A 15686-nucleotide genomic window follows, 5' to 3' on the forward strand; every position below is an offset into this window, starting at 1 on the left:
TACATTGAAAGCCATCAGTATTACACTAAATAACAGCAACTTACTGATGACTAAGCCCAATAACTTAACGACAGTAAACCTCACTTTATGTACTAAAACCTCTCTTTGATTGATATTTGATAAACGACCAGCAAGGAAGCTCGCACCATGAATCAAATCGTCACACAAAACTCGCCGAAAACAGCGGACGCCCAGACTACTGCTCACGCTAAAAATACCGTCGTAACAACCGAGCAACCAACAGAACAGGCGTTTTATGACTTCTATTTAGAGGAACATCAAAACATGGCTTGCCGCCGACTGCATTTCGCTGGTAGTAGCTTTGGGTTGTTAGGATTGGCAAAATCTATCAAAAACCGTTCACCCAAACCCTTACTTAAAGGCATCGCGGCAGGATACGCTTGCGCGTGGGTAGGCCATTTCTTCTTTGAAAAAAACGAACCTGCTTCTTTTAAGTTTCCACTAAAAAGCTTTGCCAGTGATTTTCGCATGTATGGCGATGTGCTACGCGGCAACTTAAGTTTAAAAGATCGCAAATACGACAGAGCCAGAAAAACCCAATAAGCCTTGTCATATAGCTAGCTCACTTTAAAATAGTTAACTCACTTTAAAATAGGGACAGGCGTAGGCACAGCATGCAAGGGAAATGAATACCAGTAGCACGGGGCATAGTGTGCCAATTTTATTTGGGATCGACTATGGCCACAAAAAAACCAGCACCGTAATTCTTTACGTGTGCTGGATTTTTTTAAGTATTTAAATATAATTACTTAAATGTAAGTATTTAAAATCTGATAGTTTGAACAATGAATTAGTTCTTTGCCATTTCTGCAAAAATTTCATCGGCCGCTTTAATCGAGGCGTCAATATCTTCAGCACTGTGCTTGATAGACATAAAGCCTGCTTCATAAGCAGACGGTGCCAGATAAATACCGCGATCGAGCATGCCATGGAAGAAAGTGTTGAACACGTCCATGTCGCACTGTGTGACGTCATCGAAGTTTTTTGGCGTCTCGGTTGTGGCGTCTTTGACAAAAAACATACCAAACATACCGCCCAATTTATTGGTACGAAGGTTGATGCCATGCTTGTCAGCAGCGGCTTGAAAACCCTCAATCAGTTTGTCTACTTTTGCAGCAAGCTCATCGTAAAAACCCTCAACCGTTAAATCCTCAAACATTGCAATACCAGCACGCATCGCTAGTGGGTTGCCTGATAATGTACCGGCTTGATAGACACCGCCAAGTGGTGCGATACAAGACATGATCTCTTCTTTACCGCCGAACGCCCCCACCGGCAAGCCTGCTCCGATGATTTTACCAAAACAAGTCAAGTCAGGCGTGATACCAAAATGCGCTTGCGCACCGCCAAGCCCAACACGAAAGCCTGTCATCACTTCATCAAAAATCAGCACAGCGCCGTGAGCGGTACACTGGGCACGCAGCGTGTCATGAAACGTTTGCGTCGGCATGACCATGTTCATGTTACCAGCGATAGGCTCCAAGATAACGCAAGCAATCTCGTCACCCCATTTTTCAAAACAGTCTTTGATCGCTTGTGGATCATTATAAGGAATGGTGATGGTGTGTTTGGCAAAGTCTGCGGGCACACCTTTTGACGTTGGCTCACCAATATCAAGCATGCCTGATCCTGCTTTTACCAGCAGGCTGTCTGAGTGCCCATGGTAGCAGCCTTCGAATTTGACGATTTTATCACGCTGGGTGTAACCGCGTGCCAAACGAATCGCGCTCATGGTCGCCTCTGTGCCTGAGCTGGTCATGCGAATCATCTCAACACTCGGCACGATGTCACAAATCTTATCAGCCACAGTGGTTTCAAACGGCGTTGGCGTCCCAAAGCTTAGGCCATCATCGGCGGCTTTTTTGACCGCGTCGATCACTTTTGGATGCGCATGACCCAAAATCATGGGCCCCCATGAGCCAACATAATCAATATAAGCATTGTCTTCGGTGTCATAAATTTTGCTGCCATTGGCACGGTGCATGAATATGGGCGTACCACCAACCCCTGCAAAGGCACGGACGGGCGAATTGACGCCACCTGGGATATGCTTGCGGGCTTGCGCAAAGAGCTGTTCGTTTTTTGTACTCATAGTTATTCTCTACTTATAGGTTTTATATTTTCTAAACTGACATCAGTTTTGTCGTTGTTTATCATCAAATCTTTCAAGAAAATTTGAGGTTTTAAGCTTTTTTAACCACAGACGATTTTAGTTTCATCGGACCGTAGCCATCCAGTTTACAATCGATATCATGTCCATCGGTCGCATCCGGCAATAAACGGATACTTTTTGCTTTTGTGCCGACTTTGATGATGGTAGAAGAGCCTTTGACTTTTAAGTCTTTAATCACGGTGACCGCATCACCGTCTTGTAGCTCGTTGCCGACAGCATCACGAATGACAGCGTCCTGTTCTTCTGCCTGCGCCGCATTGGTCTCAGCCGCTGTCCACTCATGAGCACACATAGGACATACCAGTAACGCACCATCTTCGTACGTATATTCAGCATCACATTTAGGGCAATTTGGTAAGCTCATCATTTCCTCGGCAGCCATCATGAATTAGGGTGGTATAGAGTCAACATTGTACCGTAACTCATCATCTTTAACCAATTTGTACCGTTGAAAACTGGCCGCGATACCCAATTTATGGCGTAACGATGACATTTTTTATGACCCTATTTTTTGTGGTACTCTTCTTAGTCTCATTTAGTGTTGTATTCGCTGTTTTTTATCGTATCAGTTTAATACCATATCTTTAATGAATAAACTTCCATTAGAAGGATAATAATAATGACTCAAGCTTCACAGACACCAGCATTACCACAGTTTGCTCAACTCACTATCCAAGGTGAGGATGCCGAAAAATTTCTTCAAGGTCAATTAACATGTGATGTTACCAAGCTCGGACTCAGCTATCAGGCAGCCGCCATCGGTAATTTAAAGGGACGCATTGAATTTGGTATTTGGATTAAAAAACAAGCAGAAAAGCATTTTGATGTGGTCATCAGCGCCGACTGCGCTGATGCTTTAAAAGCCCATCTGAATAAATACGGCGCGTTTTCAAAGTTTGATACCAGTGCACCGACCGCGATTTATCCTTGTGTGCTGGCAGACGAGCCAACTTTTAGCCACAAAGATGACCATAATACGTTTGAGGATACTCAGGCGTGGATGGAATGTAGTATCGCCACCGGTAACTATTGGATAGTCGCAGCTACCCAAGGTGAGTTCCAGCCCCAAGAGCTGCGTCTGCATCAGCGCGGCGGTATGGACTACGATAAAGGCTGTTATTTGGGACAAGAAGTCATTGCCCGTATTTATTTCAAGTCAGCACCCAAGGCGTTTTTGCACTATGTCCAAGGAAGTGGCGAGGTACCAGCAGCCGGTGACAAGCTCGATAAGATCCAAGTGGTCAATGCGATGGAAAAAGAAAACGGTTTTATTGCTCTCGTCGTCGCTCGTCCTGAACAGTTGGCAGAAAGCGCGCTGACGATATTGGAGTTACCAGCTGCACTACAAATAGATGTCGCGCGTCCAAAATAACGGGCCAGAAGTAGCACTAGTTAAAATTAGCGTCAACAAAAAGCAACCCTAGTCACCGGTCGCTGATGACAGGTTTAACAGTCACAAAAAACACAGCAGAGCGTCCTATGACACATATCGCGGTACTCGGAGCAGGCGTGGTGGGCGTGACCACCGCATGGTATCTACGTCAAGCAGGCTATGATGTGACCGTGATTGAGCGTGAGCCTGCCGCAGGCATGCAGACCTCGTTTGCGAATGGTGGTCAAATATCGGTCTCACATGCCACTCCTTGGGCCAATCCTGCCACCCCCATGAAAGCCCTCAAATGGCTGTTTAGAGAAGATGCGCCACTGCTCTATCGCTTGCGTGCTGATAAAGCGCAGCTTAAGTGGGCCATGCAGTTTTTGCAAGAATGCCGTGCTGAACGAGCCGATGCCAATCTGGTACAAATGGTGCGTTTGGGACTGTATTCAAGAGATGCTTTGCAGCAGCTACGAGCGGATATCGGTATCAATTACGAGCAGCAAACACGCGGTATTATGCACTTTTACACCAGTCAGGCAGAGTTTGAGGCTGCTATTGCTCCCACTGAGCGCATGCAAGCACTCGGTTGTGAACGCCATGTGATTGACATCAATAACGCGGTCAACTTAGAGCCAGCGCTCTATCCGATAGCTCACAAGCTTACTGGTGCGACTTATACCAGCCGCGATGAGTCCGGCAATGCCCACTTATTTACGCAACGGCTCGCACAGCGCTGCATAGAGGCTGGCGTACATTTTTTGTATGACACTGAGATCTTAGCACTCAATACGGATGCGCATACTACGCGCCCGCACGTACACAGCGTTACCATTCGCCCAGCCGGTGAAAATGTGCAAACCTTTAGTGCTGACAGTCATGTCATTGCGCTTGGTAGCCATAGCGTGTCACTGCTAAAACCATTGGGGATTCACGTGCCTATTTTTCCTGCAAAGGGCTATTCCGCCACTTATGCTGTTAATCCTCGTGCCCCGCATTTAGCGCCTTTTGTTAGCTTGATTGATGATGAATTTAAGCTGGTCACCTCGCGGCTGGGAGATAAACTACGGGTGGCGGGAACAGCCGAGTTTAATGGCTACAATTTAGAGTTAAATCCGACGCGCTGTGCGGCCATTACACGCCGCGTACAGCAGTTATTTCCAAAAGGCATCATCGCAAGTTCGGTGCAATACTGGACAGGACTGCGTCCGATGACGCCATCGAACGTGCCGTTGATTGGTCGCGCGCACTGCGGTCAAATCAAACATGGTAGTCACAACGCTTCTGCCACCTTTGACAATCTATGGCTCAATACAGGACATGGTACGTTAGGTTGGACCCATGCTTGTGGCTCTGCCAAAGCCATCAGCCTGCTGATACAGGGTGAGACGCCCACCGTCGATTTTGATTTTGTTGGAGCCACAGCATAAAAAAGGCGCTTTATATAAACGCCCTGCTTATTCAAACTTATTCAAATTAAATAGCTCTCATGCAGTTTACGCCGCATTGCTGGATTCGGCATCAGACTTGGCTGTTTCTAAATGGTCCGTTGCTAAATCAAGCGCGGCTGGCGCGATTGCCTCTAGCTGTACTGGCACGCCATTGACTGCCGCGTTACCGCTTAATTGATCGATAAAAGCATCATCTGTCAGATCGTTGACGCTCACCCCCGCATGCGCTTGAGCAATCCTCTGCTGCACATCTTTACGGCCGTGACCAAATCCATGCGGGATACTAACTACGCCTGGCATCAGCTCATCGGTTACTTCTGCGGCAATGACCACGCTGCCCACTCGAGAAGTGACTCTGACGTTTTGACCGTCTTTAATACTGTGCTGCTCTGCCGTTTTCGGATGCAGCATTAGCGTACAACGGGACTTTCCTTTTACCAATCGGTGGCTGTTGTGCAACCATGAATTGTTGCTGCGCACATGGCGACGACCAATGAGTAAGATCTCATTATGATCATACTGCTGCATCATCTCTTTGACACGTGCCACATCTGCCTGATAAAAATCAACATTGAGATTGATTTGCTTGTCGGCGTGTTTGATGGCCTCCGGCAACATGCGGTGCAATGGCCCCAAATCCATGCCGTGTGGGTTGTCTATCAGCGTATCCAATGTGACTTCTTTATAAGGCCCATATTTAAGACCCTGCTCAAGCAAGAACTTCGGCCCAAACGCTTTTGTCGCGGCACGTTCTTTTTGTGTTGCTTCTGGCGCGTCTTTATCTAGGCGGTCTGCCAGTGCTAGATAAATCTCCCAATCGTGCTTTTCATTGTCCTTTTTGCTAAATAAGGCAGGCGAGTACTTAGCAACATTGTGCACGGCAAAGCCATTAAACGTGACGTCATAATGATCACGCTCGAGTGGTGATACGGGCGGTAAAATAATATGGGCATGACGACTGGTCTCAGTCACAAAGTAATCAAGCGACACCATGAACTCTAGCTCTGACAATGCGGCGTCTAGTTTCTCGCCGTTAGGGGTACTGAGGACAGGGTTACCGGCCACACTCATAAAACCTTTTAACTGCCCCTCCCCTTCTACCAACATCTCATCCGCCATCGCAACAACTGGATACTCGCCATTAAAATCAGGAAGATTGCTCACGCGGCTGTGGCGTTTGCCCAAATAGCCTGGGCCCGAGCTATTCACCACATCGACGGCAGGGTTGGGGAACATGAGTCCGCCCACTTCATCTAAACGTCCCGCCACGATGTTAATGACCATAGACAGATATTGACTTAACAAGCCAAACGCTTGCACCGATATACCCATGCGACCATAACAGACCGAGCTTTCGGCTTCACAAAACTCTTTAACCAGTCGTTTGATCTCGTTTGCAGTAATGCCCGTAATACCTGCCACGGACTCAGCATTATAGTCTTTGGCAAAGTCTGCGATGCGCCCAATCTCTGGTGCCAACATCGCCGCTCTACTGTCTACCTTGGCATAGCCTTGCGCATAAATCTCATTGAGCATGGCCAGTAACAGTAATACGTCTGTTGCAGGGCGAATAAAGTGATGCTCGCTTGCGATATTTGCCGTTTCGGTACGCCTTGGGTCAATCACAACCACTTTACCATCACGGGCTTTGATGTCTTTTAGCTTTTGGCGCATGTTTGGCGCGGTCATGATACTGCCGTTAGAGGCCAGTGGGTTACCACCAATGATGAGCATATATTGTGTGCGATTCACATCAGGGACGGGAATACGCAGCATATGGCCAAACAAGTGCATACTGACGATATGGTGCGGCAACTGATCAATCGAGGTCGCAGAAAAGCGACTACGCGTTTTTAAGCCAGTAAGTAGCTGCTTAACGGTCAACATACCGCCCATGTTGTGTACGTTAGGATTACCCAAATACACGCCAAACGCATTTTGGCCGTATTTTTGCTGTATAGACTGAATGCCTGTAGCAACTTTATCTAAGGCTTCTGACCAACTGATTGTTTTCCAACCATCCGCCGTTCTTTCGACAGGCTGGCGCAAACGGTCAGGATCTTCATGCAAATCCTGCAAGGCTGTCGCCTTGGGACAAATATAACCTTTGGAGAATGGGTCACCTTTATCCCCTTTGATCGATAAAACTTTGTCACCATCGTGTTTTATTTCGACACCGCACATCGCTTCGCATAAGGTACAAGTTCTAAAATGTGTCTGTTCATTGGCCGAGGTTGTAGCCGTTGTGATGGTCATAGTCATGCTCCCTTTTTTTAAAATCCTAGCTTTCACGATCTACGTCATGACTCACTAGGGTTGCGTCCTTGCAAAAATTGGCGAACAGCGTATCAAAACTTGTGCTCAATGTGGCAATCGCTTGTTGCCTTGAATAACGCTGCTGATGACAGCCCACAATCAATTCGTGAACTTGGGCAGCCGCGCTATCGACACAAAGATTGACAGCACTACGTTCAAAAGAGCGGTTGGACAACCGTAATCCCTGAATAAATATCTCTGTCCACTCTGCTTGTATCTCTATGATGAGATTGCCTAGGCCCGTGTTTGAGGAGGTCTGGTTTTCTGGATTGGTACTAAAACGGTTGGCACTAAATCGCGGACGATCTTCGAGCAAATGCTGGAACAGCGCGATATTTTGAAAAGCAGAATCAAAAATCATAGTAAGGCACTGCTGACAACGCTGGGTAAACTGCTCATTAGTAAGCGTTGCATAGTCCTTTAGCATGTTTATCCACGCCATCCGCATGGGCGATAGATAGCTGTCTTTTAACTGGGCACATAACTCGTTTTCCAGCGCCTCTACACTCTCAAAATGATTATAAAAACTTGGCTGAGCAATACCCGCCCCTTTCGCAATTTTGTTCATGCTCATGCCTTGAGCCCCTTCTAGGCTGTACAACTGCAACGCACTTTTTAGTAAGGCACGGCAAGTTCTGGCTTTTGCTTGCTCACGCTTGGTTTCTTTAGGTGCTTCGATCATAGTATCGGTCAAATCCATTGGGTTAAGGGCCTCCACTATCGATCTATCCTAGCTTTATAAAGCGACCATTAAAAATCATTATTATTTCAGCTATAAGCTTATAGCCATTTAACTGTTAAGTCTATGATTAAGTTTTTAGCGCTACTCCTCCCTCTAAAGGCCATGCGCTTAATGGCGCTCATGACAGCAGCGTTTCTGACGCAGTTCGTTTACGCTCTTTACCTACTTTATCTAGAAGAGCGCTACGGATTACATAAATAGGCGGCCCATAACACAGTCGTGCAGATTCCTATAATGGTGCAACACTCTAAACACTGGGTATACAGACAAGGCAATTAGGAGTGCCTATATTAGAGATCACCAGCTAGATTAAATCGATAGCTGCTGAACAAAGCGTTCGTGAAAAAATTCATACTAAATGACATAATAAAATAAGGATTACAATAATGAATGAACATACTCTAAAAGGCGAATGGAACCAAATGAAAGGCGCGGTTAAACAACAATGGGCTGATCTGACAGATGATGATATGACCCATATCGAAGGTAGCCGTGATAAGCTGGTCGGCCGCGTACAAGAGCGCTATGGTCATGCGAAAGAAGATGCTGAACGTGAAGTCGATGATTGGCGTCGTGAAAATAACTACTGATTACTAAGGTAGCGAATTGCTGACTCATAAATTTTGAGTGGTACCGTTTTATATATTGTTTAAACAGTTAACGTAAAAAAACCGCATGGAGCGCCATGCGGTTTTTTATTGGTGTCGACCCTCTCCTAAAGATTCCTTTCCTAGAGATAAAGAGAAGATACGCTTGGTGTAAAATATTTGCGTCATTGTGTTAGAAGACCAATGAGCACCTCCCAGACACGATAAAACCGCATAGCAACGAATGTTATGCGGTTTTATTGTTAACTATCCATGTTACCTATCACCACTGCGTCCTATGCATCCTTGCATAATAGTCAGTACATTGTGATACTGGGCATCCTGCCCTTTTTACTACGTCTAGCAGTATTTACTACTGCTATCAGCACAGGTTATGTGTCTTTACTTCATTTACTTTTATCATCCTGATGCCAGTAAATGAATCATTATCCTTAATGCGGTCAACTCAATCCTTGAGTCACATTCCCTAATGCCGTGTAGCTATAATGCCTAATTCTTGTTCTGCTGTTAAGTCGCGTAAGCGTCATTGAATGTAAGCATATGCTTACAAGACTTACATTTTATCAATCAATTACAACTTATTAACGCAAACGACACTTACTATCAATCTTTGTCCCTTATCATAGATAATGTAAGAAAACGTTTCAAAGTTTCCAAGTACTCCATGATAGGTTTTGAAGAAAGGGCTGTCACTACTGTACGCTGTCAAATAAACAATAGCGTCGTCGTTCTACAAATCCTACCGTACCAGAAACTCACAAAGTGCCTTACGCTTTTCGCTGACACAAGAAACCATCATAGCGAGCAACTTGAAAACATAATAGGATATTGAATTATGGACATTCTAAAGTCTTTCTCATTTAAGACAGTGATATCTACTGGCCTTGTGGCCATATTATTAGGCACTACCGTCGGCTGTACCGTTGTAGGTCCAGGTTATGACAACCGACCTATATATCGTGATAACAATAACAGCACTGTGAATTACAATCGTGTCAGTCAGCAGCTGCGTCAGGACTTACGCCGTAAAGGCTATCAGGTTATGGATATCAAGTCTGATGACTATCGTGGTAATCGCGCCCTCATCGCCCATGCCAGAAAGAACAATCAAAACTATGAGCTTAGGTACACTTATCCTAGTCTCAGACTTATCAACTCAAATAGAACCTCTTGGTCTAATAATGGACAAAAAGATAGATATAAAAAAGACCACTACAAAAAAGACAAACATAAAAATAGTGGCAAACATAAAAGCAAGTATAAGCACAATAAGCATCATTGATTTAAAAAGAAGTTGAGATTTTGACATCACCAACCTAGTGATGACTTTTGGTCAAATATACCAGCCCCTGGTGTATTTGATCTTTTTTTTACCTTATTAAAAAGGTAGATACTCAAAAGCGTCAGAACTCTTAAAAATCTAGGACGTTTATCACATCATAAGCGGGCGTCTCATAAGGATGTGCTTTTTTTAATGCAGTGATGACAGCATGAATCGCTGCTTTCTCAACAACCATCTCAACCCGCCATTCAGCGACGTTTTCGAGTCTATCATGCGCGCCGATATGCGGTGTACTGCCCGCCAAGGGCTTAAACTGTCCTGTTCCCTGTACTTGCCAACAGCACTGCTCATAGTTGCCAATCGTGCCAGCACCAGCGGCAAACAGAGCCGACTTTACTGGGTCTAATGCCTCATGGGGGATAAAAACCGTCAGCTTATACATAGTTTGTCTCCTAAAATACGGCTAGCATAAAATTATCATAGATCGCGCTTACTACTTTTTAGATAAAGATGGGTGATCAGTCCATGTATAGCGTAATAGCCAATCTTTGGCGTCACCAGCATAGTCGATACCAATGCGTGGACGCAATGATATCGGCGGCGCACAGCCATCATCTTCTATCCACACTCCTGAAATAGGTGCGACAGGTTTGCCATATAACTGCCGATCAATCTGCAACCGCTTGGTCAGTTTGCCTGGACCGGCAAACTGCTTGAGATGAGTGAGCTGTTTGTCTAATCTTAGCAATTGCTCATCTAGCAGACGGTCACTATCATCCAGCAAAAACCCAGCTCGTATCAGCACGGACTCAGGAGATTCTGCGGTAGCAGTGATGACGTTGAGCATATGATGGATACCGTAAGTCAAATAGACATAAAACACGCCGCCTTGCTTATACATAATTTCAGTACGCGCTGTCCGGCTACCCGCATGCGAATGACAGGCAGGGTCACCCTCTCCAACATAAGCTTCGGTTTCTGAGATACGCATACGCAATACTTTAGGTACGCCATCGGTATCTACCAGCTTCCTACATAGCACTTTACCCACCAAATCAGCAGCAACCACACAGGTGGGTCGAGTAAACCAAATCGGCTCAAGTACTGTTTTGGTTATAGTCTTAGAGAGTGTAGGGTTAGACATAGAAGCTGAGTCTCCTAGCTGAGTAATGAAGCTTTATTATAAAAACAGTGCGCCGCCTATATCGTGCACATTTCATAACGATTCAGTAATTTTTTGCATAAAAAAACCGAGCACACGGCTCAGTCTTTTTATTTTATTGGCAAAAAGCTCAAATAAAACGCTTAGCTTAATGGCACACCAATACGGTTAGCGACTTCTTCATAAGCTTCGATCACATCGCCCAATGACTGGCGGAAACGGTCTTTGTCTAACTTTTTCTTGGTAGTCTTATCCCAAATACGGCAGCCATCTGGTGAGAACTCATCGCCTAAAACGATACGATCATGGAATACCCCAAACTCGAGCTTAAAGTCTACCAAAATTAAATCGCCTGCATCAAACAGTGCTTTTAACACATCGTTGACTTGATAAGTCAGTTCTTCCATCTTTGCCAATTGCGCTTTTGTTGCCCAACCCAAAGAGACAGAAAGGGACTCATTCACCATCGGATCACCGAGCGCATCATCTTTATAGAACAGCTCATAAGTAGACGGTGTCAACGCTTGCCCTTCCTCCAAGCCCAAACGACGAACCAAACTACCCGCTGCAAAGTTACGAACCACGCACTCAACGGGAATCATGTCTAAACGCTTGACCAACACTTCGTCTTCAGACAGCTGTTTTTCGAAATGCGTTTCGATACCAGCATCAGCCAATTTTTGCATGATAAAGGCGTTAAAGCGATTGTTGACGACGCCTTTGCGGGCTAATTGTTCGATACGCTTACCATCAAGCGCTGAGGTATCATCACGAAAGTGTAAAATCAAAAGATCGTTGTCTTCTGTTTCATAGACAGACTTGGCTTTGCCTTTATACAGCAGTTGTTGCTTTTGCATTGTAGGGGTTCCTGTTCGTTCAAGCTTATGTGGTAAAAACGCGCAGCTACCACTAAGGTCTTATATTACTGCATCAATCACAGTGTAATGAATAACAGTAAAAAGGCAGTGGTATAAATAGAGAAATAGGTTTAATTTGAAGGATTACTGACAGCACGTTGAGGCTTTGGCAGTTGATACTGGCTACCTGATTCGTTTTGTAGTTTGAGTGTGTTCGCACCCGCATTAGGGGTTGGGTACAAAGGTACAAAAGGCGCGGTTTCTTGATCCGCCGGCAGCTCTACGGGCGCAAGCTTTTTGCTTTGCTGATACTCTAAGCTACCATTGTCACGTTTACCAAGTAAGTTTTTCGTTGCTTGGCAACCACTCAATACTAAGGTGCTTCCCATGATTATGGTGAGCATGACAGGGAATATCTTTGTAGTCGTTGATGATGTCTTCATCATGTTATCTCTCTGAATTAGCAAGTATTGCTTATTTGGGCAATGGACTTATCGTTTGATAAAATCTTATAAGCGGTTGCTAAGCCTACGTCATCACTAACTGACTTAGCATTTATCAGCAAAATTTTTATAGTAAGTTTGCACGTACTAGGGCGTCATCGATGGTCGCATGATGTTGCTCAGCCAACCAGACTAGTGGCAGGCGAATACCCGTATCTATCATACCCATTTTATTGAGGGCATACTTTGCGGGAATAGGGCTTGACTCGATAAATAAGTCACGGTGTAAATGCTTGACCACATCATGTACTTTATTAGCCGTGTCAAAATCGCCGCGCAAGCCTGCACCAAAGGTCTCACTCATGGCTTTTGGCGCCACATTGGCTGTCACTGAGATATTCCCTTTGCCGCCAAACTTCATTAGCTCAAGTGCCGTGCCATCATCTCCAGATAACACCACCATTCTGTCACCAACGGCTTTGATCAATTGCTCACCGCGGACCACTGAACCTGTCGCATCTTTAATCGCTACGATATTGTCTATATCGGCTAAGCGCTCAACGGTTTCTTGAGCGATATCAACGACCGTACGACCAGGCACATTGTAAAGCATCTGCGGGATATTCACCGCTTTTGCGATTGCTTTATAATGCTGATATAAACCTTCTTGGGGCGGCTTATTATAATAAGGCGCGACCAATAACGCGCAGTCTGCACCAGCATCCGCCGCATCTTGAGTCAACTTAATGGCTTCCATCGTGTTGTTAGCACCTGTACCAGCGATGACCGGTACACGACCTTTGACATGCTGTACAAAATAGCGAATAACATCGCTATGCTCTTGCATAGACAATGTCGCCGACTCGCCAGTGGTACCGACCGCAACGAGACAATGGGTGCCTTGCTCAATCTGCCAATCTATGAGGTCTGCCAGACGTTTATAATCAACCGTGCCGTCAGGATGCATGGGCGTTACCAAAGCTACCATTGAGCCTTGTAGTCGGGTTTTGATCTCGTCGTATGCTGTGCTCATAACCGTGCCTTACTGTATTATCCTAGCTTTTTTCAAAGCTGTCACATGATAGGTCGTTTGCAAGTGCCGATTCCCGTGTTTATGTCGGCACTCATCATAGGTGCATTCATAAACAATATGGCCGTTATCTTGCTTGATAGTAATGCTAAATGTTTGCTTATTATTATGGCGTACGCTGCATAAATTTTATGCGCTCAAATCGGTATTGACGTTATTTCCGTCCGTTACTGATCATAGCGATTAAATAATAAACATATAATAATAAAAACGCCTGCTAGTGTAGCATATTTTGATTTGACCGCTATCAATCAATTAACGTTCAATATAATCAGTGAATAACAAATCAAGCGTCTTTTTTATTGTTTATAAATTATAGATACTGGGCTTTAACCTTGCAACGTAATAGATTAAACCCTTGGTCATTAGTAAGCCCAATGCAAATATACATCAGAATCTTGGACACGGTTAACGAATTTTCAACACATCGATCGTGGGACGATACAAACGAAAAGGCAATCCTCGCGTGCCGATTGCCACTATCGCTATGAATAATTCTATGGGCACACCTGTTTGAATACTGCCACGCTGTTTTTACCGGTCATCTTTATACCTGTACCATATCACTGTTACTCAATACGGAGGCCGATAATAGCAGGGATGCCTTGGCGAATCACCTCAATGGTCACCACACCTTTTTTGGGCAATGATGAGATAGCACTGGAAAAATCAGTGACTTTCTGAATCGGCTTTTGGTGAAAATTGGTAATCACATCCCCTGCCAAGATACCTGAGCGCGCCGCCAGCCCCGTCGGATCAACCGCGGTAACCAAGATACCCGTTTTATTGTCCACGGCGATTTCTGCTTGCTCATCAGCAGTCAAATTACGCAAACGCAGGCCTAATTGTATGTCATCATTTTGCTGATCGCCGCCTTGGGCTCTGACATCATTGGGCGCATAAGTGAGTTTACCGCTGACGATCATCTGCTTACCATTACGCTGAATCTGGGCACGAAATGTATCGCTAGGTTTGGCACGATTGAGCAAGTTCAATAAATCTGAGGCGCGCATAATTTGCACATTGTTATATTGTAAAATAATATCACCAGGTTTTAGCCCGGCTTTTTGTGCGGGTGAGTCCGGCGATACCCGTGTCAATAAAGCGCCTTGCGGACGGTCTAAGTTATAAGCTTCGGCCAAATTACGATCGATATCTTGTGGATAAATTCCTAAATAGGCCCGTACCACCTCTCCCTCTGTCTTTAATTGCTCATAGATGTCCATGGCAGCGTCAATCGGAATGGAGAACGACAGACCCATATAACCGCCCGTCCCACTAAAAATACGTGAGTTAATACCAATGACTTCACCGCGCTGGTTAAATAGTGGGCCGCCTGAGTTGCCCGGATTTAGTGCCACATCTGTTTGGATAAACGGCACACTAGTCTCACGAGAAAAGCTGCGGGACTTGGCACTGACGATACCAGCAGACGCTGAATAATCAAAACCAAATGGTGAACCAATCGCTAGCACAGGCTCCCCGACTTTCAAGGCATTTGAATCACCAATAGGCAGCGCTGGGAACTGACTACCTACTACTTTTAGTACCGCCACATCTGAGCGCTCATCACTACCAACCAAGGTCGCATCAAGCTCCGTTCTATCATTGAGCGTGACAGTAATATTATCAGCGCCGGCTACTACATGATGGTTGGTCAGCATATAACCATCGGGTGTGACAAAAAATCCAGTGCCATAAGCGTGTTCAATCGCAGGCGTGGTGGCCTGATCGGGGATGCGCAGACGATCACCAAAGAACTGCCGCAGTAACTCTGCCGTCTGCGCCTTGGCAAGCTCGGCCTCACTCACCGTTTTTGTAACATTCACGCGAGCAACCGCTGGCGTGACTTGTTGTACCAAGCCAGAAAAGTCTGCCGTGGTTACTGCTGCTTGTGCATTGGTTATGGTCGTGGCAGTGATGCCAGAAACCATCGCCGTGCTGACGGCAAGCGCCAACGCGCCACGTTGCAACCAATGCTGTATTCCAAATTTAGCGTGCGCTGTAAACATATTGATAGGCATATCGTCTTCCATATGAGTGGTTAATTATTATTGTTAAGGGCCATTTTTGGCTATTATTGGTAGTAATTTGTATTAAATAATCTTAAAAAGTATGGCCTTAAACGCTATGAGTCAGTTTACTACCGTTCAAACGCTTTAAAAG

Annotated in this window: 15 protein-coding genes; 5 read left to right on the top strand and 10 right to left on the bottom strand. The window is 45.3% G+C overall.

Annotation, left to right across the window (positions count from 1 at the left end):
- Positions 1-147: 147 nt before the first annotated feature.
- Complete coding sequence (locus tag B2P60_RS10545; RefSeq protein WP_286741259.1) at positions 148-564, top strand: DUF962 domain-containing protein; 417 nt, start codon at positions 148-150, stop codon at positions 562-564.
- Positions 565-811: 247 nt separating this feature from the next.
- On the opposite strand, the gene hemL is transcribed toward B2P60_RS10545, so the two are convergent.
- Both hemL and B2P60_RS10555 read right to left on the bottom strand, forming a co-directional pair.
- The gene (hemL, locus tag B2P60_RS10550; RefSeq protein ID WP_193005908.1) at positions 812-2113 is read right to left on the bottom strand and encodes a glutamate-1-semialdehyde 2,1-aminomutase; all 1302 of its coding nucleotides are present in this window, start codon (positions 2111-2113) and stop codon (positions 812-814) included.
- Positions 2114-2204: 91 nt separating this feature from the next.
- Positions 2205-2558: a zinc ribbon domain-containing protein YjdM gene (locus tag B2P60_RS10555; RefSeq protein ID WP_286741306.1), complete on the bottom strand. Its 354-nt coding sequence runs from the start codon at positions 2556-2558 to the stop codon at positions 2205-2207.
- Positions 2559-2813: 255 nt separating this feature from the next.
- Here B2P60_RS10555 and B2P60_RS10560 point away from each other — a divergent pair, with 255 nt between their 5' ends.
- Together B2P60_RS10560 and B2P60_RS10565 are read left to right on the top strand one after the other, a co-directional pair.
- Positions 2814-3566 (top strand): YgfZ/GcvT domain-containing protein, encoded by a 753-nt coding sequence (locus B2P60_RS10560; RefSeq protein ID WP_193005907.1) that lies wholly within the window; start codon positions 2814-2816, stop codon positions 3564-3566.
- A 107-nt stretch (positions 3567-3673) separates the two neighbouring features.
- The gene (locus B2P60_RS10565) at positions 3674-4999 is read left to right on the top strand and encodes a D-amino acid dehydrogenase (protein WP_193005906.1); all 1326 of its coding nucleotides are present in this window, start codon (positions 3674-3676) and stop codon (positions 4997-4999) included.
- 66 nt (positions 5000-5065) lie between these two features.
- Here B2P60_RS10565 and B2P60_RS10570 read toward each other — a convergent pair whose 3' ends face one another.
- Positions 5066-7276 (bottom strand): molybdopterin oxidoreductase family protein, encoded by a 2211-nt coding sequence (locus B2P60_RS10570; protein ID WP_286741260.1) that lies wholly within the window; start codon positions 7274-7276, stop codon positions 5066-5068.
- Positions 7277-7301: 25 nt separating this feature from the next.
- Positions 7302-8054: a TetR/AcrR family transcriptional regulator gene (locus B2P60_RS10575; RefSeq protein WP_230708810.1), complete on the bottom strand. Its 753-nt coding sequence runs from the start codon at positions 8052-8054 to the stop codon at positions 7302-7304.
- A gap of 410 nt (positions 8055-8464) precedes the next feature.
- On the opposite strand from B2P60_RS10575, the gene B2P60_RS10580 reads away from it, so the two are divergent.
- A complete protein-coding gene (locus tag B2P60_RS10580; RefSeq protein WP_193005902.1) occupies positions 8465-8668 on the top strand; it encodes a CsbD family protein in 204 nt (67 codons plus the stop codon).
- Between the two features lie 853 nt (positions 8669-9521).
- Positions 9522-9968, top strand: coding sequence for a hypothetical protein (locus tag B2P60_RS10585; protein WP_230708812.1), 447 nt, complete (start codon positions 9522-9524; stop codon positions 9966-9968).
- Between the two features lie 130 nt (positions 9969-10098).
- On the opposite strand, the gene B2P60_RS10590 is transcribed toward B2P60_RS10585, so the two are convergent.
- From B2P60_RS10590 to B2P60_RS10615, 6 genes are all read right to left on the bottom strand, one after another.
- On the bottom strand, positions 10099-10410 hold the full coding sequence (locus B2P60_RS10590) for a YqfO family protein (protein WP_193005897.1): 312 nt from the start codon (positions 10408-10410) through the stop codon (positions 10099-10101).
- 51 nt (positions 10411-10461) lie between these two features.
- Entirely contained in the window at positions 10462-11112 is a 651-nt protein-coding gene (locus B2P60_RS10595) for a DNA-3-methyladenine glycosylase (protein ID WP_286741261.1), read from the bottom strand.
- Positions 11113-11273: 161 nt separating this feature from the next.
- Entirely contained in the window at positions 11274-11987 is a 714-nt protein-coding gene (gene purC, locus B2P60_RS10600; RefSeq protein WP_193005893.1) for a phosphoribosylaminoimidazolesuccinocarboxamide synthase, read from the bottom strand.
- A gap of 131 nt (positions 11988-12118) precedes the next feature.
- Complete coding sequence (locus B2P60_RS10605; RefSeq protein WP_198335110.1) at positions 12119-12454, bottom strand: hypothetical protein; 336 nt, start codon at positions 12452-12454, stop codon at positions 12119-12121.
- Positions 12455-12557: 103 nt separating this feature from the next.
- Positions 12558-13463, bottom strand: coding sequence for a 4-hydroxy-tetrahydrodipicolinate synthase (dapA, locus tag B2P60_RS10610; RefSeq protein WP_193005889.1), 906 nt, complete (start codon positions 13461-13463; stop codon positions 12558-12560).
- Between the two features lie 626 nt (positions 13464-14089).
- The gene (locus B2P60_RS10615) at positions 14090-15454 is read right to left on the bottom strand and encodes a Do family serine endopeptidase (RefSeq protein ID WP_286741308.1); all 1365 of its coding nucleotides are present in this window, start codon (positions 15452-15454) and stop codon (positions 14090-14092) included.
- Positions 15455-15686: the final 232 nt, after the last annotated feature.

Origin of the sequence: Psychrobacter sp. UBA3068, assembly GCF_002366815.1 — a bacterium.
Lineage (GTDB): Bacteria > Pseudomonadota > Gammaproteobacteria > Pseudomonadales > Moraxellaceae > Psychrobacter > Psychrobacter namhaensis.

Coding starts and splice junctions, on each gene's coding strand:
- B2P60_RS10545 (WP_286741259.1), top strand. CDS start 148: ATGAATCAAATCGTCACACAAAACTCGCCGAAAACAGCGGACGCCCAG.
- hemL (WP_193005908.1), bottom strand. CDS start 2,113: ATGAGTACAAAAAACGAACAGCTCTTTGCGCAAGCCCGCAAGCATATC.
- B2P60_RS10555 (WP_286741306.1), bottom strand. CDS start 2,558: ATGAGCTTACCAAATTGCCCTAAATGTGATGCTGAATATACGTACGAA.
- B2P60_RS10560 (WP_193005907.1), top strand. CDS start 2,814: ATGACTCAAGCTTCACAGACACCAGCATTACCACAGTTTGCTCAACTC.
- B2P60_RS10565 (WP_193005906.1), top strand. CDS start 3,674: ATGACACATATCGCGGTACTCGGAGCAGGCGTGGTGGGCGTGACCACC.
- B2P60_RS10570 (WP_286741260.1), bottom strand. CDS start 7,276: ATGACCATCACAACGGCTACAACCTCGGCCAATGAACAGACACATTTT.
- B2P60_RS10580 (WP_193005902.1), top strand. CDS start 8,465: ATGAATGAACATACTCTAAAAGGCGAATGGAACCAAATGAAAGGCGCG.
- B2P60_RS10585 (WP_230708812.1), top strand. CDS start 9,522: ATGGACATTCTAAAGTCTTTCTCATTTAAGACAGTGATATCTACTGGC.
- B2P60_RS10590 (WP_193005897.1), bottom strand. CDS start 10,410: ATGTATAAGCTGACGGTTTTTATCCCCCATGAGGCATTAGACCCAGTA.
- B2P60_RS10595 (WP_286741261.1), bottom strand. CDS start 11,112: ATGTCTAACCCTACACTCTCTAAGACTATAACCAAAACAGTACTTGAG.
- purC (WP_193005893.1), bottom strand. CDS start 11,987: ATGCAAAAGCAACAACTGCTGTATAAAGGCAAAGCCAAGTCTGTCTAT.
- dapA (WP_193005889.1), bottom strand. CDS start 13,463: ATGAGCACAGCATACGACGAGATCAAAACCCGACTACAAGGCTCAATG.
- B2P60_RS10615 (WP_286741308.1), bottom strand. CDS start 15,454: ATGGTTTCTGGCATCACTGCCACGACCATAACCAATGCACAAGCAGCA.